Here is a 24,964-nt window from a genome sequence, read left to right on the forward strand (position 1 = left end):
GTACATCGATGCCCGTCGCCACCGACGCTCACCTCTCCGTCCAACGGCGACGGGCTGATGCACCGGCACGGCCCCGACCCACCCACCGGCCCGGAACCGCGCCCAGGTGACACCCCGGAGGGCTACGCGTGCGTGAGCTCCACCTGGATCTCGACCTCGACCGGCGCGTCCAGCGGCAGAACAGCCACACCGACCGCGCTCCGGGCGTGCACACCCTTGTCGCCCAGCACGGCACCCAGGAGCTCACTCGCCCCGTTCAGCACACCCGGCTGCCCGGTGAAGTCCGACGCCGACGCCACGAACCCCACGACCTTGACGACACGCGCGATGCGATCGAGGTCGCCCACGACCGACTTCACCGCGGCCAGCGCGTTCAGCGCGCACGTACGGGCGAGCTCCTTGGCCTCCTCGGCCGTGACCTCGGCGCCCACCTTCCCGGTGACCGGAAGCTTCCCGTCCACCATCGGAAGCTGCCCGGCCGTGTACACGTACACGCCCGACTGCACAGCGGGCTGGTACGCGGCCAGCGGCGGAACGACGCCCGGAAGGCTCAGTCCGAGTTCGGCGAGCTTCGCCTCGACAGCCCCGCTCACGCCGACCTCTCGCGCTTCAGGTAGGCCACGAGCTGCTCGGGGTTGGGGCCGGGCACGACCTGGACCAGCTCCCAGCCGTCTTCGCCCCAGGTGTCCAGAATCTGCTTCGTGGCGTGGACGAGCAGCGGCACAGTGGCGTATTCCCATTTGGTCATGTGGCCGACTGTAGCCGCTGGCGACCACCGCCTCCCGCCCGAGCCACCCGCCGCCCCGCCTCCGACAGCGCCGGTTGTCCACAGCCTCCTGCTTACTCCGGCGGCGGACTGGTTAGGCTCGAATACGTGAGCAGGCTCCAGGTCGTCAGCGGCAAGGGCGGTACCGGCAAGACCACGGTGGCCGCCGCCCTCGCGCTCGCCCTCGCGACCGAGGGCAAGCGTGCCCTCCTCGTCGAGGTCGAGGGCAGACAGGGCATCGCGCAGCTCTTCGAGACAGAAGCGCTGCCCTACGAGGAGCGGAAGATCGCCGTCGCTCCAGGTGGCGGGGAGGTGTTCGCCCTCGCCATCGACCCCGAACTCGCGCTGCTGGACTACCTCCAGATGTTCTACAAACTGGGCGGTGCCGGCCGCGCCCTCAAGAAGCTCGGCGCGATCGACTTCGCGACCACCATCGCGCCCGGACTGCGGGACGTCCTGCTGACCGGCAAGGCGTGCGAGGCGGTGCGGCGCAAGGAGAAGAGCGGCCGCTTCACGTACGACTACGTGGTGATGGACGCGCCCCCCACCGGCCGCATCACTCGCTTCCTGAACGTGAACGACGAGGTCGCCGGCCTCGCGAAGATCGGCCCGATACACAATCAGGCCCAGGCCGTCATGCGCGTCCTCAAGTCCCCGGAGACGGCGGTCCACTTGGTGACGCTGCTGGAGGAGATGCCCGTACAGGAGACCGCGGACGGGATCGCGGAGCTGCGCGCGGCGAAGCTTCCCGTGGGCCGGATCATCGTGAACATGGTGCGCCCGGCACTCCTCGACGGCGTCGACCTGGAACTGGCGAAGACCACTCCGCGTTCGGCGATCGCCAAGTCGCTCTCCTCGGCCGGTCTCGGCGGGGCGCGGCGCGGCGGCCTCGCCGAACGGCTGGTGGACCCGCTTCTCCAGCAGGCCGAGGAGTACGCCGAGCGGTACACGCTGGAGACCGAGCAGCGCGGCGTGCTGGCCGAGCAGGACCTGCCGTTGCACGAACTCCCGCTGCTCGCCGAGGGCCTGGACCTGGCGGGCCTCTACGAACTGGCCGCACAGCTCCGTAAGCAAGGGATGTCATGAGTCTGGACCCCGCCCGCGTCCTCGATCTCGACCCGCTGCTCGACGACCCGGAAACCCGCATCGTGGTGTGCTGCGGTTCGGGCGGCGTCGGCAAGACGACCACGGCGGCGGCTCTGGGGCTGCGTGCCGCGGAGCGCGGCCGCAAGGTGGTCGTGCTCACCATCGACCCCGCGCGCAGGCTGGCGCAGTCGATGGGCATCGACTCCCTGGACAACACTCCGCGCCGGGTGAAGGGCGTCGAGGGCAGCGGCGAGCTGCACGCCATGATGCTCGACATGAAGCGCACGTTCGACGAGATCGTCGAGGCGCACGCGGACGGCGACCGGGCGGCGGCCATCCTCAACAACCCCTTCTACCAATCGCTCTCGGCGGGCTTCGCGGGCACGCAGGAGTACATGGCGATGGAGAAGCTGGGCCAGTTGCGGGCGCGCGACGAGTGGGACCTGATCGTGGTCGACACGCCGCCGTCCCGCTCGGCGCTGGACTTCCTGGACGCCCCGAAGCGGCTCGGTTCCTTCCTCGACGGGCGGCTGATCCGGCTGCTCACGGCGCCGGCGAAGCTGGGCGGCCGGGCGGGCATGAAGTTCCTGAACGTCGGGATGTCGATGATGACGGGCACCCTGGGCAAGCTGCTCGGGGGGCAGCTCCTGAAGGACGTGCAGACGTTCGTCTCGGCCATGGACACCACGTTCGGCGGTTTCCGTACGCGGGCCGACGCCACGTACAAGCTGCTCCAGGCGCCCGGCACCGCGTTCCTGGTGGTGGCGGCGCCCGAGCGGGACGCGCTGCGCGAGGCCGCGTACTTCGTGCAGCGGCTGGCCGCGGAGGAGATGCCGTTCGCCGGGCTGGTGCTCAACCGGGTGCACGGCAGCGGGGCCACCCAGCTCTCCGCCGAGCGGGCGCTCGCCGCCGCGGAGGATCTGGACTCCGCCGACGGGGAGAACCCGGAATCCGCGGAGAACCCCGAGGCCGACGCCGCGGAGAATCCGGAAGCCGCCGGTGCGGAGGATCCCGAAGCCGCCGCCGTAGAAAATCTTGCCGAGGCCCGCATTGTGGATCAGGCGGACGGGAAGGCTGGACTTCGTAACTCTCCTGGCACGTACGGCAGTTCAGAATCACTGGCTTCCGGTACATCAGCTCCTGACGAAGGCTCCCCCGCCACCACGGACAGGACGGCCGGCACGGACTGCACCACCGCTACGGACAGGACCGCCGCCACGGACCCCGAGCGATCCATCGACCAGCTCACCGCAGGCCTGCTGAGGCTCCACGCCGAGCGCATGCAGTTGCTCTCCCGCGAGCAGCGCACGCGTGACCGCTTCGCCGCGCGGCACCCCGAGGTGCCGGTGGCCGAAGTGGCCGCGCTGCCCGGCGACGTCCACGATCTCGTGGGGCTGCGGGACATCGGGAACCGGCTCGCGGCCCACCGGCCGGAGCTGCCCGAAAGCTGAGTGCGGAGGCCGAGGGGCCTTGGCCACGTACGGAGGCCCCTGAGGGGCCCGTTCAGGCCCTTGCCTGCCCCCGCGGCCACCGAGCGGGCCGGGAGGGCCCGCGTGGGCCTGAGAGGCCCGAGAGCGGCGTCCTGACGTCCTGGCCGCGACGGGCGAACTCCCCTCAGCCCACCGCCGCGTAGCGCTCGTACACCTCTTCCTCGTCGAGGGGCAGCAGGCCCGCCCCGCGCTCGTACTCCATACGCGCGGTCTCGAGCAGGCGCCGCCACGAGGTGACGGTCGGCCGCCGGCGCAGCAATGCGCGGCGCTCACGCTCGGTCATGCCACCCCACACGCCGAATTCGACGCGGTTGTCGAGCGCGTCGGCGAGGCACTCCGTGCGAACCGGACATCCGGTGCACACTGCCTTGGCCCTGTTCTGCGCTGCTCCTTGAACGAACAGTTCATCTGGATCGGTAGTGCGGCAGGCCGCCTGCGCACTCCAGTCGGTTACCCAGCCCATACCGGCGCCGTCCTCTCCCGAATCGAGGCTCCCCCACGGCGGCAGCGGCATATTCACCGCCGCCAGTTGAGGACGTTACGGAAGGTGGGCACAGCGCAACACCCCCTTCGGGCCCAATCTTGAATGGCCCGAACGGACTATGCGTAAGCGGCAGATCACCCGGGGGAGTGAGCCGAAGACATGCGCGACCATCCCGGCAAACCGGGACAGTTGGGTCGAGTCACAACGGACGCCCTGTGACACACAAGGCCGATTCGGACACGCACTCCACACGAGTGCGGAACCTCCGGAACGATTCGGGGTCGCCGGCGTATTGATACGTGGCCGCACTGCTGTGACAGTTGTGAGCAGCTTAGGCCAAGGCATATACGCGTGTCCGGCGAATGAGAACGTAGGCTGCCCTCATGCCAAAGAAGCGCTCGGGCGGTGGTCTGTCCCCTACGCAGCAGGCCGCCAAGTTCCTCGGTGTCAGCGTGCTTGCGGGCGCCGTCATGGCCGGAATCGCGCTGCCCGCCGCGGGCGCGCTAGGTCTGGCGGCCAAGGGGTCGGTCCAGGGATTCGATGACATTCCGGACAATCTGAAGAGTCCGGCGCTGAGTCAGCGGACCACGATCCTGGACAGCAAGGGCGGTCAGATCGCGACCGTCTACTCGCGCGACCGCACGGTGGTCGACCTCAAGGACATCGCGCCGTCCATGCAGAAGGCGATCGTCGCGATCGAGGACTCGCGCTTCTACCAGCACGGCGCGATCGACCTGAAGGGCATTCTGCGCGCGGTCAACCAGAACGCGCAGAACGGCGGGGTGGCCCAGGGCGCCTCCACCCTGACCCAGCAGCTCGTGAAGAACTACTTCGTGGAAGAGGCCGGCGACGACCCGACCAAGGTCGCCCAGGCCACCCAGCAGACCATCGGCCGCAAGATCCGCGAGCTCAAGTACGCGATCCAGCTCGAAGAGAAGCTGGGCAAGAAGAAGATCCTCGAGAACTACCTGAACATCACGTTCTTCGGGGAGCAGGCGTACGGCATCGAGGCCGCCTCCCAGCGTTACTTCTCCAAGCCCGCCAAGGACCTGGACCTCCAGGAGTCCGCGCTGCTCGCGGGCATCGTCCAGTCGCCGAGCCGGTACGACCCGGTCAACGACGAGGAGGAGGCCCTCAAGCGCCGCAACACCGTGCTGCAGCGCATGGCCGAGGTGCACGACATCTCCCAGGAGCAGGCCGACGCCGCCAAGGCCACGAAGCTCGGGCTGCACGTCAGCCAGCCGAAGAACGGCTGCATCACGGCCGTCAAGGGCGGCTCCTTCTTCTGCAAGTACGTGGAGAAGGTCTTCCTGAGCGACCCGGTCTTCGGCAAGACCAAGGAGGAGCGGGCGAAGGTCTGGAACCAGGGTGGCCTGACGATCCGTACGACGCTCGACCCGCAGTCCCAGGCGTCGATCCAGGCGTCGCTGAAGGATCACGTCTACAAGTCCGACAAGGTCGCCGCGGCGGCCACTCTCGTCGAGCCCGGCACCGGGAAGATCCTCGGGATGGGCCAGTCGAAGCCGTACGGCTACGGGAAGAACGAGACCGAGTACAACTACTCGGTCAACTACGACATGGGCGGCTCGAACTACGGCTTCCCGACCGGTTCGACGTTCAAGCCGTTCGTGGCCGCGGCAGCGCTGGAGCAGGGCCGGCCGGCGACGCAGGAGTACTCCTCGCCGAACAAGATGCCGTACCCCAGCCCGGTGCAGACCTGCGGCAGCAAGCCGTGGACGAACCAGGCGAACGAGCAGGTCCCGAACGAGAGCGCGTCCGAGCAGGGCCCGTATCAGCTGAAGGAGGCGATGGCCAAGTCGGTCAACACCTACTTCGTGCAGATGATCTCCGACATCGGCCTGTGCCCGGTGATGAACCAGATCGACAAGCTCGGCGTGGTCCAGGGCAACGGCGACAAGCTCCCCGAGGTGCCCGCCATCGCCCTGGGCGCCAAGGGCATCTCGCCGCTCACGATGGCCACGGCCTACGCCGCCTTCGCCTCCCGGGGCATGTACTGCACGCCGGTCGCCATCGAGTCGATCAGCCAGCAGATCGGCGGCCGCGAGAAGTCTCTGGACGTGCCCAAGTCGACCTGCTCGCGGGCCATGTCCGAGACGACCGCGGACACCGTCAACAGCCTGCTGAGCGGTGTGATCGACTCCGGTACGGGCCAGCAGGCCGGTCTCACCGACCGCGCCAACGCCGGTAAGACGGGTACGACGGACGAGCGCAAGAACGCCTGGTTCGTCGGCTACACGCCGAACCTGTCCGGCGCCGTCTGGGTCGGCAGCGCCTCCCAGCGGGTCCAGATGAGGGGCATCCAGATCGGCGGCGTCTGGCACGACAAGGTGTACGGCGGCCAGGTCCCCGGTCCGATCTGGCGGGACCTGATGACGGGCGCGCTCTCGGGCAAGGACGCCCCGTCCTTCAACCTGGTCAACATTCCCGACCCCGACAAGAACAAGGGCAAGGGCCAGGACGACGACAACAACAAGGGCCGCGGCCGCCACGGTGGCCGGGGCAACGACAACACCACCGGCACCGTCAACGGCAACACCATCAGCGGCCAGAGCGACGGCGGAGTGACTTTCCCGACGCCTTCCATCTCCCTTCCCGACGGATGGATCCAGGGCAACACGAACAGCGGCAACGCAAACGGCGGCCAACGCTGAGGCGTGGCCCGTAACCCGTAGTCCTACGCCTTCGCGTGTACGCGGGAACGCCCCGTGGGCCAGGAGTCGATCCTGGGCCACGGGGCGTTCGGCGTAAGGGGTGTTGTGTGGCAGGCGGGCCGCCGTGACGCCGTGACGCCGTGACGTGACGCACGAGGTGGCTGGCCGGCGCAATCGCGTCGTCGTCCACCCGCCGGGGCGTACGACATCGGCGGGCCGGGCGCAATGGCCCGCACCCGCCGGGGACGTACGACGTCCGCGGGGCGTGCGCACGGCGTCCGCCTCGGGACGACTGGGCAGTGCCTCGGCGAGCAGGCCGAGCCAGGGCATCCTCGGGATGGCCACCGGCCGCCGCCGAACCGGCGAGGGCACCGATGCATCGACCGGAACAGGACCTGCACCGGGACCGGACCTGGAACCGGACCTGCACCCGGGACCGATCTGGAACCGGAACCGGGGAGGGGGTCAGCCCGTGAGCAACTGCTTCACGGCGGCGGCGACACGGCCGCCCTCGGCCTGCCCGGCCACCTTCGGGTTCACGATCTTCATGACCGCGCCCATCGCGCGCGGCCCCTCGGCGCCGGCCGCCTTGGCCTCCTCGACGGCCTGGGCGACGATCTGCCGAAGCTCGTCGTCGGAAAGCTGCTTGGGCAGATACACGGCGAGCACCTCGCCCTCGGCCCGCTCACGCTCGGCCGACTCGGAGCGCCCGCCCTGCGCGAAGGCCTCGGCCGCCTCACGACGCTTCTTCGCCTCGCGGGCGATCACCTTCTGCACTTCCTCGTCGGAGAGTTCGCGCTTGGTCTTGCCCGCGACCTCCTCATTGGTGATCGCGGAGAGGGTCAGCCGGATCGTCGAGGAGCGGAGCTCGTCGCGCCCCTTGATCGCGGCGTTGAGGTCTGCCTGCAACTTCGACTTGAGCGTGGTCATGCCGTCAAGTGTCGCAGGTGCGGTGATGCGGACGCCTGTTGATTTCCAGCGCGCCCGGCCGAGGTCCGAAGGGTCGTGCGGGGATGCCTTCTCCGCAGACCCCGGACGGGGACTTTCGGACTGTCCACAGGCGGTGAAGGGCGCTCGGCGGAGTCTGACACGATGGGCGTATGCGCGCGCGATACGGAGTACCCCTGGGAATCACGGCGGTGGGCGCCGCCGGACTGCTGTACTCGGCGGGATTCGAGGCCCGTTCCTTCCGCCTGCGGCGGGTGACTGTCCCGGTACTGCCTCCGGGGATGCGACCGGTGCGCATTCTTCAGGTCTCCGACATCCACATGGTGAGCGGACAGCGCAAGAAGCAGCGCTGGCTGCGCTCCCTGGCCGGCCTGCGCCCCGACTTCGTGATCAACACCGGGGACAACCTCTCGGACCCGGAGGGTGTGCCTGAGGTGCTGGACGCGCTCGGCCCCCTGATGGAGTTCCCGGGCGCCTATGTCTTCGGCTCGAACGACTACTACGGCCCCACACTCCGCAACCCCGCCCGCTACTTGTTCGAGAAGACGGCGGGCCGTCACGGGCTGAACGGCAACAAGCCGGTCGTGGGCGCCGTCCACAACCCGTGGGAGGACCTGCGCGACGGTTTCGACACCGCGGGCTGGCTGAACCTGACGAACACCCGGGGGACGCTGAAGATCGAGGGCTCGGAGATCGAGCTGACAGGCCTCGACGACCCGCACATCAAGCGCGACCGCTACGCGCGCGTGGCCGGCGGCCCGTCCGAGTCCGCCGACTTCTCGATGGGCGTCGTGCACGCCCCGTACCTGCGCAGCCTGGACGCCTTCACCGCCGACGGCTACCCCCTGATCCTGGCGGGCCACACCCACGGCGGCCAGATCTGCCTCCCCTTCTACGGCGCCTTCGTCACCAACTGCGACCTGGACACGGACCGCGTCAAGGGCCTCTCCCGGCATACGGCGGAGGGCCGGACGTCGTACATGCACGTCTCAGCGGGCTGCGGCGCGAGCCGCTACACCCCGGTCCGCTTCGCCTGCCCGCCGGAGGCGTCACTGCTGACGCTGGTGGAGCGGGTGTAGCGAGTCTGGGGTTTCCGGGGGCGGGGCGCTGAGCCGAGGCCCGGTCGACACGCGAAGGCGATGACCCGGGGGCCGGAGACAGTCGGGGTAAGCGCCACCAGACCGGACCGGGCCTGTCCTGGTCCAATCGGGCCCGGGTCGGTCCGTGCCGGGCCCGTGGCACGGTGGACTCGACTGCCGCAGAGCAGGACGGTACGGAGTCACATCAACTCGGCCGGTGACGATGTGGCGAGCAGCGCTGGACGGAAGCACGCCCCCGCAACCATGTAACCCACCCGGTCGACACATATCGCCCAAATGCCCCGATCCGCTTAGCGTGAGGGCATGATCACCCCTATGCCCAGGGACATACCCGATCTCCCCGCGATACCGGGCATCATCCCGTCGACCCACCCCTTCGTCCCCGCGACGGCGGTGGTGGCCCCCTCCCACCGCCCGGCCACCGCGGTCTACCGCGCCCTGGTGGCCCTCGCGGCGGCGACGGGCGTGGCCATCGAGATGAAGCTGGGAACCACGGCCCGCCTGCTGAGCTACTTCACGATCCAGACCAATCTGCTCGTGGCCGTGGTCTTCGCGGCGTCGGCGCGCCGGGCCTGGTCGGCGCGCCGACCGTTGCCCGGGGTGCTGACAGGCGGCACATTGATCTACGCCTCGATCACGGGCCTGGTCTATCACCTGATCCTGGCGAACGAGTCGACGCCGTTCTCCATGACCGGAGGCAACGACACGCTCTCCGGGTGGCACGCGGTCGCCAATCAGCTCCTCCACACGGTCACGCCGATCGCCGTGGCCCTCGACTGGCTGCTGCTGACCCGCCCGACCCCGCTGGCACTGCGCAACGCCGCGACCTGGCTGATCTACCCCCTCGCCTACCTGGCCTTCAGCCTGGCCCGCGGCGCGATGCTGACGCCCGGGACACCGGCGCGCTACCTCTACCCTTTCGTCGACGTGGACCGGCACGGCTACGGAGGCGTCCTCGGCAACACCGCCATCCTGGGCGCCACCTTCTACGCCCTGGCCCTCTTGATCGTCGTCCTCGATCACGTGCGCCCCGACCCGGTCCGACGCCGCGTCCGACGCCCAGAAAACCGGATTTCGTCTCAGGCCACCGGTGGGCTAAAGTAAACGACGTCGCCGCGAGAGCAGCGACAATCGGGGTGTAGCGCAGCTTGGCAGCGCGCTTCGTTCGGGACGAAGAGGTCGTGGGTTCAAATCCCGCCACCCCGACAGCTAAAACGCAGGTCAGGCCCGGTGCTGAGTTATCAGCACCGGGCCTGCCTCGTTCTCCAGGGACTCTCTGGAGAAATCCTGGAGAAGATCTTGGCATCTGTCTCCAGATCGGCGCCCGCTAGTGCTCTGGCCGACAACGTTCTCCGAATTGGTGGTGAGCCAGCCGATCGGCCGACGGTGACCGCTGCCGCGGTGCATGATGATGGACATGCGGCTGCATCCCGGGGCTTCCCTTGAGCTGGCTGAGATGGTCCTGACGAGAGCCATGACGATCTGGAACCAAGCCAGCAAGGCCACCGATGCTGTCACCGCGTACTTCGACGCGGTGACGAAGCTGTCCTACGACTACACGCGCATGTTTGCCAGTCCGGACCTTGGCGCCGGACTCCAGAACGCGACGTATTGGAACCTTCTCAGTCTCAGTAGGGCGAGAATAGCCAGCCCGAAGGATGCCGATGGTGTAGCCCCCTGGCGCTGGAACCTTCGCGGTTTCTGTAGGTCGAGAGTGGCCAGCCCGCCTGCTGATGGCGCGGCCTCTAGGCGTGAGCGCACAGCCGAATCCGAGGCGGCCAGTACGGAGATCCGGGCGCAGGCCGAAGCTGCGGACCGTGCCTGGCAGGAGCTGCGGGTCCTGAAGCATTTGGCCGACCGGATCGGGCTGCCGGTGGTCTACGACACCAACATGTTCAACCACTGGAGCCAGCCCGGCGACATCCCCTGGCGCAGGATCCTCAAGGACCAAGGCGAGAGCGCGAAGCTGTGCCGCCTTATCGTTCCGCTGGCCGTCATCGACGAACTAGACCGCCAGAAGTACGGACAAGGCCAGCTCGCGAAGAGGGCCGCCACCGCGATCCGCTACCTCGAGCGGGCACTGAAGGACAACGGCCCAGGGGACCCGGTGCGGCTCCGCGAGGACATGACGCTGGAGATCTGGGTCGACACCGACGAGCGTGGCGGCGATGCAGACCTGGCGATCCTCCGCTGCGCCGCCGACCTCGACAACCTCCATGCTCCCCAGATCCGGCTAATCTGGCACCCGCCAGAAGAACACCCCGCGCAGGGAGCCCGAGTCCTCACGGACGACTTCGGCATGCGGCTGCGCGCGCAGCAGATGGGGCTGACGGTGCTGAGGCTGCCCGAGGAGTACCGGAAGAAGGGCACAGCACTCGATGACGTTCCGAGAACTTAGTGCTGTGACCGCATAGGTTCCATCCGAACCACACGGTCCAGACCCGCGAGCTGCACGCCTACCTGCCCTGACGCAACACCAACGCCCGCCACCCCGACATCCTGGCCGCCCAGTGCTGGGAACGCGCCAGCGTCCGCAGCGAGAAGGGCGTCTACTACGGCGGACGCCCCCTCACTCAAGCAGCCTGACTACCCACCAACCCGGTGAACGTTTTCCTGGCACAGCACTAGCAAGCCTTCAGCAACGCGTCCAGAGCAGCCACGGGCGAGCCGAGACTCATCGTCCGGCGCGCGTCCAACGCTTCCTCCCACATCCCGGTGAGCGCAGTCATCAGCGCCTGCCGCATCCCGGGAGTGATGTGGTCGTAGCGCGACTGGACGGAGCCGTCCTCATGGCCCATGCGTTCGTCCATGAGCTTTGGCGGGGTCCCCACTTCCCTCATCAGGGTCTTGTGCGTGTGACGCAGCCCGTGCGGGGTGAGCCCCGGAGCGATCGGCACCCAGCACGCTTCAGCCCGCTTGGAGGCTCCTCGCCCGCGTGCCGGGATGCCAGGCCATGGCTCGGCAACGACGGGCACGGGCCGCTCTTCCTGTCTGCCCCGTCCCGGGTACCGCCCTGTCGCGGCTGGCCGGAAGAGCCATGTGGCGAAACCGGAGCGCCGCCAGTGAGCAGCCAACTCCCCCGATGCAGCGTTGCGGATGTATCCGAGATCGCTGACCGCTTCCAGCACCTTCAGACGAGTCGGCTCCGCCACCGCATCCGGGCGGTTGAGGACGTTGGAGACGGTGCCGGTCGATACGCCGGAGCGGCGCGCCACATCGACCAGTTTCGCCCCGGGGCGGCTTGCGGCCCCGTTGGCGGTTCCATGGCCGCGGAAGACGTAGGCCAGTCCGTGACACTCGCAAGGCGTCGGTCTCGTCCGGGCAACGTGGCGGGCAAGCAGGGAGGCGAGGAAATCCGGAGTGTTGATGTCGCGGTAGGAGTCGTCCTTGGGCGGGCAGCGGTGCAGTTCGCCGGTGTCCAGTTCGTAGAGCTGCCACTCCACGCGGATGCTCTTCGGCCGGACGAACTCGGGCTCAAGGCCAACGATCTCGCCCCAGCGCATGCCGGTGTAGCCCTTGATGACGCCGGCAACGAACTCGTCGTCGCGGCCGGACAGCAGAGCCATTCTCTCGGCGAGCAGCAGGATGCCGAGTGCGGTCGTGACCGCCTTCTCCGGGCCACGGTTGCGTGAGCGGCCGGCGCGCTTCCCTCGTCCGCGGCGCTTGGTTGCCGGGTTGGAGTCGCGCAGCCCCTCGTCAACAGCGTCGGCAAGGATCAGGTGCAGTGTCGCCCGCCATGTCTTGACGCTGGATGCCGCATAGGGCACGGCGCGTTCGTGCTTCTCCCAAGCGGCAATGTCGGTGCTCAGGATGTCGGCAATGGCAGAGTCCTCGAATGCGGGGAGTAGATGCTCTTCGATGTGCCGCCGGTAGTTCTGCATGGTGGATGCCGCCAAGTCCTGTCCTGCATACCAGCGGTTGACGTAGCTACCGAAGGTGATCCGCTCACGAGGCGCCTTCTTCGTTCCGGCCAACAGCTTCGCTTCTTCGGCATCAGCCGCCTTCTTTGCCGCAGCCTTGGTCCGGAAGCGGATGGCATCGCCATCGGCATCGCGAACAGTGGCGTACTTGCCCGGCGCGAGCTTGTACCGGCCGCGCCAGTAGCTGCCGAGACTCTCGGCATAACCCACCTTGTTCTCCTATGAACGGGTGTGCCGCCCGGCTAAGACCCGGGCGGCACACGAATCAGGCTGCGCTGGAATGCGGTTGGCCGCCTTGCGCCCTGCGCGGCGTCCTTGCCTTCAGAGAGGTGACGGACGCCGCCGTTGCGGTCGTCCTACGCCGTGGTGGTTGCTGTGCTGACGCAGGAGCGTCATGGCTTTGGGCGGGGCGGCTCTCGAAGATGTGCATGATCTCGGCGAAGTGCTCGGCCGTGAACCGGTAGCTCCCTGCGGGCTTGGTGAAGGGGATGCGTCCCCGGCGAGCCTGCTCCTTAACCCACCACTCCGAGCAGTGGAGGGCCTTGGCGATGTCGCTCGGGAGGTAGACAGGGGGAAGGGGCGGGGGTTCCGGTCGCGGTGCGGTGCTCATGTGGCGGTGACTCCTCACGAAGAAGCGGGATCCGCTGACAGAACTGACAGAACCTCCCCGGCAAACCGTTGACCTGCAGTTTTGTCGGGTTTTGGATCTCTGACAGAACTGAGTTAAAACCTGACAGAACCTCGTCGGGGGAGGTTCTGTCACAGAACTCCGGGCGGCCCACCGGGAGTTCTGTCAGGTTTTAACTCAGTTCTGTCAGAACCGCGATCATGGACGTTTGTGCAGGTCAGCGGTTTGCGCAGGGAGTTGTGTCAGTTCTGTCGGCGGTCTGGGGGTTCTGTCAGGCTCCGCGCGCGATGCGCGGGTGGGTCTCGTAGCGGGGCGAGGGCGGCCGGCCGCCCTTGCTGGAACGGGGCGGGGACGGGAGCTGGCGGATCCAGCCGTGTTCTTCGAGCAGGGCGAGCGCGGGGTCAAGGTCGCCGATCTCGGGGAAGTCGGCCCGGCGCAGCGACCGATACAGCTCCCGCTTGGTGAACTGCGCAGGGTTGCTGGAGACGAGCTGGGCGAGGACGGTCACCGCAGATTCGTGGGCGGGCCCGGCGCTCATGACGGTGAATACGTCCAGGGCGTGCGCGGTGAAGTAGTCCCCCAGTTCGGTGGCGGCAGCCATGGTCGACGCCTCGATGGGCTTGTGCCATCCGTCCTCGGGGTGGGCGGCGAGGTGCAGGAGTCCGGCGATGCGGGCGACCGCGCCGTCGCGCTTGGAGGCCCATTTCACGATCGGCGCGAAACTCCCGTCCGGACCGAGACGCGACTCGGTGACCTTCTGGAAGGCCAGCAGGACCGCGTCGGCTTCCGGTGTGAGCTGAATGAGTGCGGGGTCGGTCCAGTCCGCCAGGGCGAGCGTCAGGCCCACCAGATGCTTGGCGTAGGTGGCGGCCACCTGCTCGTCCAACAGGGCGGGAGTCAGGCTGCGGAAGCCGACCAGGGACAGGGGCTTGGAGTACAGGAAGCGGGCGAGCAGCCCACGCCCGTCGGCCCCGTCGATGCGACTGAGCGCGTCCAGGACTTCCGGCTGAACGGCCAGGCCAATGGTGACGGCCGGGGAGTCGACGTGCTGCGCACTGCGGCCCTGCCGGTTGACCCGGAGCATGTCCCCGGCGTGGCCCTTGAGGAACATGCCCATGTTGGGCTTGCCCGTGTAGCGGCCAGCGATGATGTCGAACAGCTCTCCCTCGGCGCTGAGGCAGGAGATGCGCCCGCCCTGCTCGTCCAGGAGCGTTCCGACGTTCTCCGGGGTCACGTCGTCCGCAACGAGCTGCGGTTCCGCAGGAATCCGCATCTTGTCAGCGTCCTGCGCGAGTTGGACGGCTTCGGTCGTCTGATTGGCACGGTGTTCGGGCTCAGCGTTCGCTGCCTTGGCAGCGGCTTTCTCGGCGGCGACTTTGGCCAGCTTGGCCAGGGTCTCCGCCTCCGCCCTGACGGGCCCGGAGAGTTCGATCAGGGCCTTCTCTGCATCAAGCAACGGCTTCACCATCAGGTCGAACACGGCCGACTTCCGGTTGCCGGGAGGCAGGGCAATGGCGGTGTAGATGTTCACGGGCTCACGCCAGTGCCCGCGTACGCAGACCTTGACGCGTCCGCCGGCGGCGGTGGCGAGAACCGCCAGGGCCAGGCATCCGCCGAGGTCTGCCGGGGTCTGGGTCTCCTCGGCGACACCGTGCACCATTCTGCCCAGCCAAGCCGGGAAGGCGTGGACGGGGAAGTCGGGGAGCGGCGGGCGTGCCCGCAGGGGTACGGGTTCGTCCCAGGCGGGGCCGGTGATCTGCTCGGGTTCGATGTCCTCGAACCCTTCCCACAGATCCGCGCGTACGTCGTTGGTCGTCATGCGGCGGTCCTGCCTTCCGAGGTGGGGTTCAGCAGCGGGCATACGGTGCGGTGTTCGCCGTGTGCGGCGACCAGTTGCAGCACGGCGGCACGGCCGATGGCGTGCCGCTCGTAGCCGCAGGTGCACCAGGAACGGGCAGAGGGGGTGACGCTCCACGAGGGCGGTGCGACGATGTGGAGCCCGGCCACGGCGTGGCGCCCGTCGCCCGGGTGCGGGTCAGGGCGAACAGCAATGGGGACGCCTTCGGCGACGCCCGTCGGCTCGCCCATGGACGGATCGTCCACAGGCTGTGCAGCGGCGCGCGGCCCGTCCGGGGTGGTGGTGATGCTCTTCAGGAAGGTGTGCCGGCGGGTGTTCATGCCGTCGCCCGGCGGTTCTGGTTGTGGGCGATGGACCAGTCCAGGGCGCTGCGCAGGGTGGAGCGGCACTCGGACGCGGACAGGCCGGCCGCCTCGCCCCCCTCCTGAAGAGCCTCCTCGACCACGTGCCGGGGGAGGTCGCCCCACGCGACGAACCGCCCCAGAGCGCGTGCGGCCCGGAACAACTTCGCCTCCCGCTCGCCGACTTGGGCCGAAGCCACTTTCCGCGTCTCGTCGGCGAGCGCTACATCCGCGTATCGGTTAGATTGCCCCGCTATGGCCACCGAGGGGGCCTGAGAGGGCTTGGGGGCGGGTTGCAGGATGCCGTGCAGCCACGGAGGCAGAGGGGCCGCCGCGGGCCCGCGCAACGCTTCGTACGTCCCGGCGGGGGTGGTGCTGCCGGCGGCGACGACGTATCCGCCCCATGCCCGGGTGTCGACCAACGGGGCGATGGTGCCTGCCGTGTTGGCCATCCACACCCCGGTTGGCACAGTGAAGTACAGATGCGCCCCGCCGCTCGCGGTCCGGGTCTCGTAGGTGTCGGGGACGGCGTGTCCGGTGCGCTCGCAGAGCGCCCCGAAGGTCGCCGCGCCGTCAGGCGCGTCCGTACTGCTGTTGTCCTTCGGCACATCCAGGTCGATGACCAGCAGCCCGGAAGGGCCGGTGGCGATACCGACGTTGAACGGTGCCCGGGACCAAGCGGCCCGGATGCGGTCGGGGTCGGTCGTGGCGCGCTGCTCCCACTTCCGGTGCCCGCTCTCGCACGGTCCGGTGCCGGGGCATGCCCACTCGCCGTGCAGTGCGGGCCGCTTGGTGCCGGGGCGCAAGGGGAAGACATGCCAGCCGCGTTCTGCGGCCGTCAGAGCGGCGGTGAGCAGGTGCCCGTTCATGCGGCGGTCCTCCCTTCGAGGGTGAGGAACTGTTCGGCGATCCACTGGGTGTAGGCGGGTGGCACGGCTTTGCGGGCTTCGAGGCTGGTCATCCATGTGCAGCCCATGGCGTCGGCGTAGGCGCGTTCGCCCTTGTGCTCGAACGCCAGCAGGTTTTTGCGGTGCCAGCACGGCGGGACCAAGTCGCCGCCGCCGTTCCACGAGGTCTCGAAGACGCGGTGTCGGCGGACGTTGAGGCCGAACTGGGTTCCGCACAGCAGGTAGTCGGGGCGGAGCAGGCCCGCGGTCGCGGTCTCGGGGACGTTCTCGATGACCCAGGGACGCCCCGTTGCCTGCATGATCTGGCGTCCGGGGCCGATCAGGTCGGGGTGGTTGTCGGGGTTGCCGCGCCATTTGGTGACGGTGGCGTAGCGCTCGCAGGGCCAGGAGCCGTGGACCAGGTCGTATTCGTGGCCGTGGGCGGTGCAGTAGTCCAGGCCGTCGGCCTGGATGAACGGGAAGGGGTAGTTCGGCATGGGTGCGATGTCCACGCCGACGACGTCGAACCCGGCGAGGTAGTAGCCCATCGACAGGCCTCCCGCGCCCGAGCACAGGTCCAGCACCCGAAGGCCGTTCCGGCGGCGCAGCGGCAGGACGCGGGCGCTCATGCGGCCACTGCCGTGGCGCGCAGGCTGTAGCGGGCGTGGGTGCCGATCCATCGGGCGTAGGCGGGCGGGATGCATTCGCGGATGCCGTCGCGGTTCATCCAGGGGACGCCCATGACGTGGCGGGCGTGGTCGACGCCGGAGAAGTTGCCGACGAACTGCCCGTAGTGTCCTGGCGGGACGGGGCGGCCCATCTTCGCCTGCGGCACGGCGTGCTCGGGGTGGCGGGGCTGCGGGAGGGTGAAGCCGCCGCCGGTCTCGAAGAACCGGTGCCGGTAGGTGGCCAGGTGGAACATCGGCCCGCACAGCATCACCGGGTCACGGAGCTTGGGCATCGCCCCGCCCACGTTCTCGATCACCCACGGGCGGCCCGTGGTTTCGAGGGCGGCGCGGGTCGGGGCGATCAGGTCGGGGTGGGCGTTGCCCTGGATCCGCTGGCAGTCACTGTGGAACTGGCACGGCGGGGATGCGTGGATGAAGTCGAACTCCGCGCCGTGGGCAAGGACGAACGCGATGGCGTCGACCTGGACGAACGCGTACGGGTAACGGGGCTGCGGGGCGATGTCGACGCCGGTCACTTCGAACCCGGCGCCGTCGTAGCCCTTGCCCGCGCCGCCCTGGCAGCAGAACAGATCCAGTAAGCGGGGCCGTCGGCCGCGCACTCGCCGGATGTCGGTGTGTTCGGTCATGCTGGATGTCTCCAGTTCCTTGGTGAGGTGCTGGTGAGCAAGGGCGGCCCCAGGCTTTGGCGAGACGGGGGCCGCCCTTGGTCGTGAACGACCTTGCTTTTCAAGCTGGTTGAGGATTGCTTCAGGTCTCTGGTGTGATCGCGATGCGAAAGGTCGCCGTCCGGAGGCCGTCTGGAGTCGGGGCGGCGGACCTCGTACTGTGCGCACATGGAGTGGGGGACTCTCGGCGTTGCGGCAGTGGGTGCGCTCTTTGGAATCGGGGCGACGGTCATCACTGACGTCCTGCGCTCGCGGCGCGAGAAGGATCAGCAATGGACCGATACCAAGCGGCTCGTTTACGTGCGTTTTCTGACAGCGCTCGCCCAAGCCCACAGCCGCATGGCCATTGCGGCGGCCCGGGGAGAGGTCGGTCCTGAGCGGCAGCACGCGGTTCATGACGCGTTTCATCTGGACCCGCAGCATTCCGATGCGAAGTCCGTACTCAGAGAGTTGGGACTGGCGGCTCCCGATCACGTCTATCGGGTGGCACTGCCGCTCTACGAGCAGTTACGGAAGGTTCGCGACCTGCTCGCTTCGGACGGGGTGACCTTCGAGACTCCCGAGTACAAGCAAGCTGTGCAGCCGTTCTTCCAGCAGATGGAGGCTCTACAGCGGCTCATGCGGGACGACCTGCGGCCACCCTCTAGCCGCAGCACCCAATCGGGCATGGAGCCGGAAGGGTTCATTCGGCGTGGCTAGCCGTGGAACTGGCTGCGCTTGATGACGGCTTTGCGGATGTTGACCGTGCTGCCCTTGCCACCGCTGATCGCGCGGGCCGGGGCGCGCAGGGCGAGGACAATAACGGCGACCCACACGAGTGCTCCGCCGCTGATTCCGGCGGCGGCTGAGACGATCTCGCCCACGCCGTAGCCGATGCCGGCCGCGAGTGCACCACCGCCGAGCCCGGCGCCCAGGAAGCGTTGGGCGATCGGGTCCAGGAGCGGGAGCGGGGTCAGGTCGCGCGGCTCGGGCGGGAGGATCGGGGCGGGGGCGAGGTGCTTGGGCATGGGGACCATGCGCCCGTAGGCGTCGGGCACCCACACCACCGGGCCGCGTTCGGCGGCCAGTTCGACGGCGGCCGGGGTGGGCGCGTACAGGGTCGGTGATGCGGGGTCGTATACCGGTGCGGCCGTCGGGTCGGTCCACAGGGCGGGGACGGGTCCGTTCACGGCGGTCTCCTTCTCTAGCGCCCGGTGTCGGCGAGGGCGCCGGTCACGGCGGCGACGAGTTGGTTGACGGTGTCGGCCGCGCCGGTGTCGGCGAGGTAGAAGCCGAAGAGCGCGGCGGCGACGGCCGCGCCGGCACCGAGCGCGCGGAAGCGCAGCAGCAGGGCGAGCACGGCGGCGAGCAGTAAGACGAGCGGGATGGTGAGGACCACGGGTGTCTCCCTGTGGGGTCAGCGGGTGCCGGCGCGGTAGGTGCGCGCGGCGCGGTTGTAGATCCAGCGGCCGACGCGTATGCGCTTGCCGGTGGCGTGGCAGCGGCGGCAGTCCTTGCCGCGTCGCGTCCGGCCCTTGCGGTCGGTCTTGAAGGCGTGGCCCATGCCGTGGCACTTGCGGCAGTCGCCGAACGGGCTCAGCCAGCACTTACCGCCGTAACCAAGCGTGACGACGAGTAGGCATGCGACAGCAAGGAGGGGAAGGCTCATCGGGGGCCTCTCAGAGGGGTTTTCGAGGGTTTCCGCAGGTGGGCCGCTATCTGCTAGCAGCCTGATCAGGGGCGGTTTGGGTTGCTAGCAGGGTTGCTACCGGTAGCGACGCCTGCCGCTACCGGTAGCACCCTCGGAGACCTATCCGGCGTCCCTGTTTTGGTTGCGCTGTGTAATCGCGGCGGCGATGTCGTCGCGCTTGATGCCGCGCTTGTTGACCTGTTCGCCGTCGATGCGCCGGCTGATCTGCCCGGTGCCGACACCGAACGGCTTGAGCGCGGCTGTGAGCGCTTCCGCCTTCGGCTTGGGCTCCAGCTCCGCCCACGGCCCGTAAGTCTCGGGGCGCAGGTCGGCGAGGCGGTCCACGATGGTCTCGGACCACACCTTGGCCTCACCCTTGCCGAGGACCGCGGCGACGTCGTCCAGGATCGTCGCGGACGTCTCCGGGGCCGGGGCCTCGCCGACCGCGTCGCCGGACAGCGTGCCCTCGGCCTCGCGCAGGGCGGCGGCGCGGGTGAGGATGCGCTCCGCGTCGCGGCCGTCGGCGAGGTAGGTCCGCACGATCCCCGACTCGTCCGACATGCCCTTGAGCAGCCCGACACCCTTGTGGGACTTCAGGAGCTTGGACGCGTCCAGGCCCTCGGAGTAGGAGCCGGCGCCGAGGATGGTGTCGGAGACCTGGTAGGCGCCGACCCGCAGGGCGAACCGAGCCTGGTGCTGGTCACGCAGCTCGGACGGGCACGCCTTGTCGTCCGGCTTCTGCGTCGCCGTCATCACCGAGACACCGACCGCCGGGGCGACCCGGGCGAGGTAGACCATCAGGGACAGGATCTCCTTGCCGTGCTCGGGGTGGGTCAAGTACTCCTGCACCTCGTCCACCACGAACAGGGTGAGCGGCATGTTCAGCTTCATGTCCCGGCTGATCTCCGGGGTCAACTTGCCCTCCGGGCAGATGTGCAGCGGCAGTTCCGAGAGCCGGTGGTACCGGTCCTCGACATCCGCCTTCAACTCCCGCAGCGAGGTCAGCAGATGCACCACCGGGTCGATGCCGTTCTTCGGCACGATCCCGAACCCGATCCGGTGCGCGACCAGCGCGAACTTGCGCCAGTCCGGCGACGCCTTCCCGTCGAACACGTACAGCCTGACGTACGGGTCCAGCGCTGCGGCAAGCGCGATCGTGCGAGCGGAGAACGTCTTGCCCTGCCGGGGGACGGCGCCGACCAGCAGCGACAGCCACAGCATGGTCGCCATGACCGGGTTGCCGCGCTCGTCCACGCCCCAGGGGAACGGCTTCCAGAAGTCGACCCGTGTTGCCCCCAGCAGCGGGGACTTGCCGGACGGGACGGCGAGCGGGTCACGGTCGGCGATCCAGTACGACACCCGCCGGCCGCTCGTCTCGTCCTTGTCCAGGAAGAGCTGAGTGGGGGCGATGTCCATGCCGGACGCGAGGCGGCCGTGTGCCTTCATCGCGTCCTCGAACGTCTTGCCGTACGGCAGGTCCACCACGACCCGCCACCCGTCGCCGTCCCGGCCGATCGGCCGCGGGAAGGCAACCGTCTGATCCTTGCTGGTCAGCCCGGCCACCTCGTGCGCGCGGATCACGATGTCCGAGGACAGCCGCCGCTTGCGGAACGTCACCTTGGCCATGTCGATCAGCGGCCGGTCCGCCGGCGCCCCAGCGACACCGAGGGTCGTGGTCAGCGCGGCCATGGCCAGCAGAAGCAGCCACGACGGCGCCATGACGTACAGGGTCAGCGCGGCGGCGAGACCGACCATGGACGCGATGGCCGCGACGATCCCGCGCAGCCTCACGCGGTCGTTGCGCTGCCGCGACAGCTTCAGGTACTCCGCCGCGTCCTCAGCGGCCACGGCCGCGAGCCGCAGCGTCTTGCCCTCCGCGTCGAACACCCACCGGCCGGTCGCAGTCGACCAGCGCCACGCACCGCGCGGCGCGTACAGGCAGATCTTCGGCGTGTAGACCAGCGGCAGACGGAGCGCGTGATACCCGGCCACGGCCGAGTAGTGGCGCACCGCCCACTTGCGGACGGCCGTGCGCTGGTCAGGGAGTTTGACCCAGTCCGGGAGGACGGGAAGGCGGGTCTTGTCCCGCTCCTGCATCCATTCCGCGGCCGAGGGCGGGTAGACCTCGCGCGGCGGGTCCACCGGGGCGCCGTCGGTGAGGCCGTCGGCCTCCGGGTCGTCGGTGTCGGGGAGTTCGGCCTCCCACTCCCCCGGCTTCACCACACCCTCGCTCGGGCCGGTCGGGTCGGGGTCGGTCTTCTTCTTCAGCGGGAACGGCAGCACGTCGGCCGCCGGCCGCTCGATGCCCTCCGGGTCCCCGGCGGGCGTGAAGGTGGTGGTCTCGGTCACGATGTACGTACTCCTTCGGGAGTCGACGGGTCCGGCCGGCTTGCTGTGGAAGGTCGGGCGGCCGGACCCGGGATTCAGGGCGGTTCAGGCGGCGCGCTGTTCTTCGGGGTAGGCGCAGGTCACGCACAATCCGAGCGAGGGCGGGATGACGTATCCGGCGTCCCGGTGGCACTCGGGGCAGGTGCGGCGGGCGCGCATCATCGCGGCGTGGGCCCGCCACCGGGCGGCCGTCATCGGGCGGACCGGCTTGGCGAGGTCGACCCGGTACAGGTGGGCGACCAGCGGCGGACGGCCCCGCCGCCGGGGACGTTCGAGGGTGGCGGCGACATCCTGACCGCCGGGCCGCAGGTTCCGGGCCCGGAGTTGGCGGCAGGTGGCGTAGCCGTCCGGGGCGAGGTGCCACCGGAAGACGGGCAGCGTGCTCACGCCGCGCCTCGCCGTCCGAACCGTCGACCAGCCACCGACCCGAGCAGCCTCCCGAGCCGGGCCCGGCGAGGACCGGACCGGCCGGATCGCTTGGCCGCGTACATCGCCTCATCGGCGCGACGCATCAGCGTGGACAGGTCCTCGCCAGGGTGGTCGACGGCCCGCGCCCACCCCAAAGACACCGTGGTCTGAACACTCGGCGCGGTGTCGGCCGGCCGGGCGAGGACACGGGCGAGGGTGTCCAGCCGATCGGCGGCCGTGCCGTCTCGGTCGATGACGACGGCCGCGAATTCGTCCCCGCCCAGCCGCCCCACGACACCGCCGGGGGCGACTGCATGGGCGAGCCGGGCCGCGATCGTGGACAGCAGCGCGTCTCCGGCGGCATGGCCGTGGGTGTCGTTGATCCGCTTGAAGTGGTCGACGTCCGCCAGCACGACCACGGCACGCGGGTCGCGCAGCAGGCGACGGGCCCGGCGGGTGAACGCGTCCCGCGTCCACAACCCGGTGAGCGGGTCACGGCGAGCAGCCGTCAAGCGTCCGTGCAACCACCGGACATGGACCGCCCACCCGAGGACGGGCACGGCCTGTAAGAGGGCAGCAAGGGTCTTCACGGCGCCACCGCCTTGATGGCGCGTTCGGCGAGCAGGGCGTCACGCAGCATGCGGGCGTTCGTCGGCGAGGTGCGCAGGGCCCGGCGGATGCCCTCCCCTGTTACCTCAGCGTCCGCCCATTCGGCCGTCGCCTTCCGCGCTTCCGTCATGAGCTGATCGGGAGTGCGGCGGGTGCGAGGCGACTTGGCGGCGACCGGAACACGGCCCGTCGCCCGACGTCGTGTAGGCGACACGGCCGGGACCGAGCGGACAGGTGCCGCAGCGATCGGGACCGGCTTCACCACCGGGACGACGGCGGGCATCGACTTCATACCGCCGCCCGACTTGCCGAGGTCGACGGGTGCAGGGTCGGGCACCGTGAGCCGCGTCAGCACGATCGTGGGCGTGCTCGATCCGGGCAGGTCAGAGGTAGACCGTTCTCGACCACCTTCTGACGATTCCTCCGCATTTGTGACTTCGGGAAGAGCTGGGGTGGTGGTGCCGAACATCGAGGCGAGCGCCGCGTCCGCGCCGTCCGTGATCCGGTCGCGTTGAACGTCCAGCAGCCTCGATCCGAGCGCAGCGTCCCCGACCCCGACCTTGCGGGCCAGACGCCACGACGCCCGATCGGACCGCTTCCGGACCCGGTCGACCGGGTGATGGGCGGCGCGGGCTCGGTGGTAGGCGAGAGCCTGCACGATGTCCGCCGTGCGTCGCTCGTTCTCAGCGTCACGGCCGTCGGTGTGTACGACGATCCGGCGAGCGAGGAACGCCATGCCCTCAGCGGAGACGGACATGCCCATCGGGGTCAGGGCGTAGACGACAGTGCGGCCCGGGTCCGGCGCGGCCATGGCGCCCATGACGGCGGCGGCGGCCGGCAATGCCCACAACCCGATCCGTACGACGCGCGGCGAGGACTGGCCCAGCATGGTCAGTCCCAGCAGGACCAGGGCGAGCACGGCCGTGGCACCCTCGCCGGCACCGAGCGCACCGAGCGCGGTCCCGGTGCCGTAGGCGTGCCCGATGTTGCTGTACGTACCGATCCCGCCCACCACGCCCGTGGCGAGCATCGGCACGAACGCGGCAGCCAGGACCCCGACCTGAACCCTGGTCAAGGGCTTCCGGGGCGCGTTCACGCCGCACCCCCCGCCGGGACCATAGCGGTGCGGTTGGTCAGCTTGGCCCGTTCGGCGAGCACCCGGGCCAGCGCCCGGCGGATACGGCCGGCGTCGACGTCGTTCGGGGCGTGGTCCATAGCCGTGATCTGTGCGTCGATCAGGTCGACGTCCGCCAGGATCAGCGGCATCTCGGCTTCGATCGCGGACAGCTCCGCGTCCGTCGGCTCCATCCAGTCGGCGAATGCCGTGATGGCGTCCTGAACAGTAATCTCGTTCATTGGGTCGTGGTCTCCCTTGCAGGTGGTACGGCCCGAAAGCGGCTCCGGTGTTCCAGCACCGGAGCCGCGCGCCGTTTCATGGGATGGGTGTGTCAGTTGCTGTTGCGGTCGCCGTCGTGGCCGTAGGTGGCCTTCAGCTCCGCCGTGACGTCCTTGCACTCGCCGGACACCATGCGGGCGTAGACCTGCTGACCCTTCTGAACGTTCTCCTGGGTGGTCAGGTCGGACGACTCCTGCGACTTCTCGCCGGACATGCGGGACTCCTGACGTGTCGCGGATGGGTCACCGCATCGGAACGCGGTGACGACGTGAGGTGAAGTGGTGCTCTGTCTCCTTTGGGAACACGGGCTCCCGTTGCAGGCGTATGGAGACGTGACCTTTCGGTCTAAGCCCTCCGGGATGCCAAGGGCCCCGGGTCCCTCGCCCCCGCTTGGCGGAGGCTCATGGCCCCAAGAGGGGCCTTTTCTTGCAGGTCAGGCACTTAAAAACAGCCGCCGAACCCATTACGGATTCACCGTGCCGATACGTAATAGCATGTACTAGCACGTACCACTGCGCAAGAGGGCTGCGCAGATTCGTGCTAGGTCGTGCTAGGGGTGGGTACGCTCGATGCCGTGATGAGCGCTGAAATCTCGAAAGACGACCCCAGACCGGAGTCCGAGCAGGCGGCCGACATCCTGCGGCAAGAGATCCTGCGCGGCGACATCAAACCGGGAGCCCATGTGGGCTCTGTACGAGACCTGGCCACGCGTTTCAAAATCTCGGGAATGACGGTGCAGCGAGCCCTTGCGATCCTCCGCGAGGATGGGCTCATCCTGACCACGTCCCGCGGCAGCTACGCCCGCGATCCGCAGCAAACCACCGAAGCCGGCGAAGCCAACACGATCGCCCTCCCCGAAGTTCTGCGCCAGCTCGAACATCTCACCTCCCAAGTCTCGGAACTTCGCGGCAGGCTCGAAGCGCTCGAAAGCCGCTCCGCGCCGGGTGGTGTCTGATCTGC

27 protein-coding genes, 1 tRNA gene and 1 pseudogene are annotated in these 24,964 nt (G+C 69.0%); 10 read left to right on the top strand and 19 right to left on the bottom strand.

The annotated features are described in order from the left end of the window. Positions 1-122: 122 nt before the first annotated feature. Together ACWEBX_RS16500 and ACWEBX_RS16505 are read right to left on the bottom strand one after the other, a co-directional pair. The gene (locus ACWEBX_RS16500) at positions 123-593 is read right to left on the bottom strand and encodes a RidA family protein (protein WP_326786491.1); all 471 of its coding nucleotides are present in this window, start codon (positions 591-593) and stop codon (positions 123-125) included. Continuing rightward, positions 590-748 carry a hypothetical protein gene (locus tag ACWEBX_RS16505; RefSeq protein WP_355759385.1) on the bottom strand — a complete coding sequence of 53 codons (159 nt, stop codon included), beginning with the start codon at positions 746-748 and terminating at the stop codon, positions 590-592. Before ACWEBX_RS16505 ends, ACWEBX_RS16500 begins: the two co-directional genes overlap by 4 nt. 126 nt (positions 749-874) lie before the next feature. Here ACWEBX_RS16505 and ACWEBX_RS16510 point away from each other — a divergent pair, with 126 nt between their 5' ends. Together ACWEBX_RS16510 and ACWEBX_RS16515 are read left to right on the top strand one after the other, a co-directional pair. Next, positions 875-1,852 carry an ArsA family ATPase gene (locus tag ACWEBX_RS16510; protein WP_451885541.1) on the top strand — a complete coding sequence of 326 codons (978 nt, stop codon included), beginning with the start codon at positions 875-877 and terminating at the stop codon, positions 1,850-1,852. After that, positions 1,849-3,303 (top strand): ArsA family ATPase, encoded by a 1,455-nt coding sequence (locus ACWEBX_RS16515; protein ID WP_451885542.1) that lies wholly within the window; start codon positions 1,849-1,851, stop codon positions 3,301-3,303. The genes ACWEBX_RS16510 and ACWEBX_RS16515 overlap by 4 nt, the downstream gene beginning before the upstream one ends. A gap of 163 nt (positions 3,304-3,466) precedes the next feature. On the opposite strand, the gene ACWEBX_RS16520 is transcribed toward ACWEBX_RS16515, so the two are convergent. Then, a complete protein-coding gene (locus ACWEBX_RS16520; protein ID WP_403454756.1) occupies positions 3,467-3,805 on the bottom strand; it encodes a WhiB family transcriptional regulator in 339 nt (112 codons plus the stop codon). A gap of 404 nt (positions 3,806-4,209) precedes the next feature. On the opposite strand from ACWEBX_RS16520, the gene ACWEBX_RS16525 reads away from it, so the two are divergent. Next, positions 4,210-6,498 (top strand): transglycosylase domain-containing protein, encoded by a 2,289-nt coding sequence (locus tag ACWEBX_RS16525; protein ID WP_451885543.1) that lies wholly within the window; start codon positions 4,210-4,212, stop codon positions 6,496-6,498. 465 nt (positions 6,499-6,963) lie between these two features. Here ACWEBX_RS16525 and ACWEBX_RS16530 read toward each other — a convergent pair whose 3' ends face one another. Then, the gene (locus tag ACWEBX_RS16530) at positions 6,964-7,428 is read right to left on the bottom strand and encodes a GatB/YqeY domain-containing protein (protein ID WP_451885544.1); all 465 of its coding nucleotides are present in this window, start codon (positions 7,426-7,428) and stop codon (positions 6,964-6,966) included. A gap of 170 nt (positions 7,429-7,598) precedes the next feature. On the opposite strand from ACWEBX_RS16530, the gene ACWEBX_RS16535 reads away from it, so the two are divergent. From ACWEBX_RS16535 to ACWEBX_RS16555, 5 genes and pseudogenes are all read left to right on the top strand, one after another. Further along, positions 7,599-8,525, top strand: coding sequence for a metallophosphoesterase (locus tag ACWEBX_RS16535; RefSeq protein WP_451885545.1), 927 nt, complete (start codon positions 7,599-7,601; stop codon positions 8,523-8,525). Positions 8,526-8,861: 336 nt separating this feature from the next. Continuing rightward, on the top strand, positions 8,862-9,650 hold the full coding sequence (locus ACWEBX_RS16540; RefSeq protein WP_451885546.1) for a Pr6Pr family membrane protein: 789 nt from the start codon (positions 8,862-8,864) through the stop codon (positions 9,648-9,650). A gap of 28 nt (positions 9,651-9,678) precedes the next feature. Continuing rightward, positions 9,679-9,752, top strand: a tRNA-Pro gene (locus tag ACWEBX_RS16545). A gap of 211 nt (positions 9,753-9,963) precedes the next feature. Further along, positions 9,964-10,944 carry a PIN domain-containing protein gene (locus ACWEBX_RS16550; protein WP_451885547.1) on the top strand — a complete coding sequence of 327 codons (981 nt, stop codon included), beginning with the start codon at positions 9,964-9,966 and terminating at the stop codon, positions 10,942-10,944. Between the two features lie 20 nt (positions 10,945-10,964). Further along, positions 10,965-11,132 (top strand): annotated as a pseudogene (locus tag ACWEBX_RS16555) (IS630 family transposase); the annotation flags it as partial. Positions 11,133-11,170: 38 nt separating this feature from the next. On the opposite strand, the gene ACWEBX_RS16560 reads toward ACWEBX_RS16555, so the two are convergent. From ACWEBX_RS16560 to ACWEBX_RS16585, 6 genes are all read right to left on the bottom strand, one after another. Beyond that, positions 11,171-12,676: a tyrosine-type recombinase/integrase gene (locus ACWEBX_RS16560; RefSeq protein WP_451885548.1), complete on the bottom strand. Its 1,506-nt coding sequence runs from the start codon at positions 12,674-12,676 to the stop codon at positions 11,171-11,173. 689 nt (positions 12,677-13,365) lie between these two features. Beyond that, on the bottom strand, positions 13,366-14,913 hold the full coding sequence (locus tag ACWEBX_RS16565) for a YfjI family protein (RefSeq protein ID WP_451885549.1): 1,548 nt from the start codon (positions 14,911-14,913) through the stop codon (positions 13,366-13,368). After that, positions 14,910-15,272: a hypothetical protein gene (locus ACWEBX_RS16570; protein WP_451885550.1), complete on the bottom strand. Its 363-nt coding sequence runs from the start codon at positions 15,270-15,272 to the stop codon at positions 14,910-14,912. Before ACWEBX_RS16570 ends, ACWEBX_RS16565 begins: the two co-directional genes overlap by 4 nt. Then, entirely contained in the window at positions 15,269-16,162 is an 894-nt protein-coding gene (locus tag ACWEBX_RS16575) for a bifunctional DNA primase/polymerase (RefSeq protein ID WP_451885551.1), read from the bottom strand. Before ACWEBX_RS16575 ends, ACWEBX_RS16570 begins: the two co-directional genes overlap by 4 nt. Continuing rightward, entirely contained in the window at positions 16,159-16,809 is a 651-nt protein-coding gene (locus tag ACWEBX_RS16580; RefSeq protein ID WP_451885552.1) for a DNA cytosine methyltransferase, read from the bottom strand. Before ACWEBX_RS16580 ends, ACWEBX_RS16575 begins: the two co-directional genes overlap by 4 nt. Further along, positions 16,806-17,495 (bottom strand): SAM-dependent methyltransferase, encoded by a 690-nt coding sequence (locus ACWEBX_RS16585; protein ID WP_451885553.1) that lies wholly within the window; start codon positions 17,493-17,495, stop codon positions 16,806-16,808. The genes ACWEBX_RS16580 and ACWEBX_RS16585 overlap by 4 nt, the downstream gene beginning before the upstream one ends. Before the next feature lie 207 nt (positions 17,496-17,702). Between ACWEBX_RS16585 and ACWEBX_RS16590 the strand changes: the two genes are divergently transcribed. Then, positions 17,703-18,233 (top strand): hypothetical protein, encoded by a 531-nt coding sequence (locus ACWEBX_RS16590; RefSeq protein ID WP_451885554.1) that lies wholly within the window; start codon positions 17,703-17,705, stop codon positions 18,231-18,233. On the opposite strand, the gene ACWEBX_RS16595 is transcribed toward ACWEBX_RS16590, so the two are convergent. The 9 genes from ACWEBX_RS16595 to ACWEBX_RS16635 form a co-directional block, all read right to left on the bottom strand. After that, on the bottom strand, positions 18,230-18,703 hold the full coding sequence (locus ACWEBX_RS16595; RefSeq protein WP_451885555.1) for a hypothetical protein: 474 nt from the start codon (positions 18,701-18,703) through the stop codon (positions 18,230-18,232). The genes ACWEBX_RS16590 and ACWEBX_RS16595 overlap by 4 nt on opposite strands. A 14-nt stretch (positions 18,704-18,717) precedes the next feature. Continuing rightward, complete coding sequence (locus ACWEBX_RS16600) at positions 18,718-18,912, bottom strand: hypothetical protein (protein WP_451885556.1); 195 nt, start codon at positions 18,910-18,912, stop codon at positions 18,718-18,720. A gap of 18 nt (positions 18,913-18,930) precedes the next feature. Further along, a complete protein-coding gene (locus ACWEBX_RS16605; protein WP_451885557.1) occupies positions 18,931-19,182 on the bottom strand; it encodes a hypothetical protein in 252 nt (83 codons plus the stop codon). A 141-nt stretch (positions 19,183-19,323) separates the two neighbouring features. Next, positions 19,324-21,552, bottom strand: coding sequence for a cell division protein FtsK (locus ACWEBX_RS16610; RefSeq protein ID WP_451885558.1), 2,229 nt, complete (start codon positions 21,550-21,552; stop codon positions 19,324-19,326). Between the two features lie 84 nt (positions 21,553-21,636). Further along, a complete protein-coding gene (locus tag ACWEBX_RS16615) occupies positions 21,637-21,978 on the bottom strand; it encodes an RRQRL motif-containing zinc-binding protein (RefSeq protein WP_451885559.1) in 342 nt (113 codons plus the stop codon). Further along, positions 21,975-22,589, bottom strand: a complete 615-nt coding sequence (locus ACWEBX_RS16620; RefSeq protein ID WP_451885560.1) for a GGDEF domain-containing protein — start codon at positions 22,587-22,589, stop codon at positions 21,975-21,977. The genes ACWEBX_RS16615 and ACWEBX_RS16620 overlap by 4 nt, the downstream gene beginning before the upstream one ends. Next, positions 22,586-23,704, bottom strand: coding sequence for a conjugal transfer protein (locus ACWEBX_RS16625; protein ID WP_451885561.1), 1,119 nt, complete (start codon positions 23,702-23,704; stop codon positions 22,586-22,588). The genes ACWEBX_RS16620 and ACWEBX_RS16625 overlap by 4 nt, the downstream gene beginning before the upstream one ends. After that, on the bottom strand, positions 23,701-23,964 hold the full coding sequence (locus tag ACWEBX_RS16630; protein WP_451885562.1) for a DUF6284 family protein: 264 nt from the start codon (positions 23,962-23,964) through the stop codon (positions 23,701-23,703). Before ACWEBX_RS16630 ends, ACWEBX_RS16625 begins: the two co-directional genes overlap by 4 nt. Before the next feature lie 92 nt (positions 23,965-24,056). After that, the gene (locus tag ACWEBX_RS16635; protein WP_451885563.1) at positions 24,057-24,218 is read right to left on the bottom strand and encodes a hypothetical protein; all 162 of its coding nucleotides are present in this window, start codon (positions 24,216-24,218) and stop codon (positions 24,057-24,059) included. A 363-nt stretch (positions 24,219-24,581) separates the two neighbouring features. Between ACWEBX_RS16635 and ACWEBX_RS16640 the strand changes: the two genes are divergently transcribed. Continuing rightward, the gene (locus tag ACWEBX_RS16640; RefSeq protein ID WP_451885564.1) at positions 24,582-24,959 is read left to right on the top strand and encodes a GntR family transcriptional regulator; all 378 of its coding nucleotides are present in this window, start codon (positions 24,582-24,584) and stop codon (positions 24,957-24,959) included. The last annotated feature ends 5 nt before the right edge of the window (positions 24,960-24,964 follow it).

The organism is Streptomyces sp. NPDC005070, from assembly GCF_053600395.1.

Excerpts from the sequence above, each read along its gene's own strand:
- ACWEBX_RS16580 (WP_451885552.1), bottom strand. The coding sequence starts at position 16,809 with ATGAGCGCCCGCGTCCTGCCGCTGCGCCGCCGGAACGGCCTTCGGGTG.
- ACWEBX_RS16520 (WP_403454756.1), bottom strand. The coding sequence starts at position 3,805 with ATGGGCTGGGTAACCGACTGGAGTGCGCAGGCGGCCTGCCGCACTACC.
- ACWEBX_RS16550 (WP_451885547.1), top strand. The coding sequence starts at position 9,964 with ATGCGGCTGCATCCCGGGGCTTCCCTTGAGCTGGCTGAGATGGTCCTG.
- ACWEBX_RS16525 (WP_451885543.1), top strand. The coding sequence starts at position 4,210 with ATGCCAAAGAAGCGCTCGGGCGGTGGTCTGTCCCCTACGCAGCAGGCC.
- ACWEBX_RS16590 (WP_451885554.1), top strand. The coding sequence starts at position 17,703 with ATGGAGTGGGGGACTCTCGGCGTTGCGGCAGTGGGTGCGCTCTTTGGA.
- ACWEBX_RS16535 (WP_451885545.1), top strand. The coding sequence starts at position 7,599 with ATGCGCGCGCGATACGGAGTACCCCTGGGAATCACGGCGGTGGGCGCC.
- ACWEBX_RS16540 (WP_451885546.1), top strand. The coding sequence starts at position 8,862 with ATGCCCAGGGACATACCCGATCTCCCCGCGATACCGGGCATCATCCCG.
- ACWEBX_RS16640 (WP_451885564.1), top strand. The coding sequence starts at position 24,582 with ATGAGCGCTGAAATCTCGAAAGACGACCCCAGACCGGAGTCCGAGCAG.
- ACWEBX_RS16575 (WP_451885551.1), bottom strand. The coding sequence starts at position 16,162 with ATGAACGGGCACCTGCTCACCGCCGCTCTGACGGCCGCAGAACGCGGC.
- ACWEBX_RS16570 (WP_451885550.1), bottom strand. The coding sequence starts at position 15,272 with ATGAACACCCGCCGGCACACCTTCCTGAAGAGCATCACCACCACCCCG.
- ACWEBX_RS16605 (WP_451885557.1), bottom strand. The coding sequence starts at position 19,182 with ATGAGCCTTCCCCTCCTTGCTGTCGCATGCCTACTCGTCGTCACGCTT.
- ACWEBX_RS16530 (WP_451885544.1), bottom strand. The coding sequence starts at position 7,428 with ATGACCACGCTCAAGTCGAAGTTGCAGGCAGACCTCAACGCCGCGATC.
- ACWEBX_RS16505 (WP_355759385.1), bottom strand. The coding sequence starts at position 748 with ATGACCAAATGGGAATACGCCACTGTGCCGCTGCTCGTCCACGCCACG.
- ACWEBX_RS16565 (WP_451885549.1), bottom strand. The coding sequence starts at position 14,913 with ATGACGACCAACGACGTACGCGCGGATCTGTGGGAAGGGTTCGAGGAC.
- ACWEBX_RS16635 (WP_451885563.1), bottom strand. The coding sequence starts at position 24,218 with ATGTCCGGCGAGAAGTCGCAGGAGTCGTCCGACCTGACCACCCAGGAG.
- ACWEBX_RS16515 (WP_451885542.1), top strand. The coding sequence starts at position 1,849 with ATGAGTCTGGACCCCGCCCGCGTCCTCGATCTCGACCCGCTGCTCGAC.
- ACWEBX_RS16630 (WP_451885562.1), bottom strand. The coding sequence starts at position 23,964 with ATGAACGAGATTACTGTTCAGGACGCCATCACGGCATTCGCCGACTGG.
- ACWEBX_RS16585 (WP_451885553.1), bottom strand. The coding sequence starts at position 17,495 with ATGACCGAACACACCGACATCCGGCGAGTGCGCGGCCGACGGCCCCGC.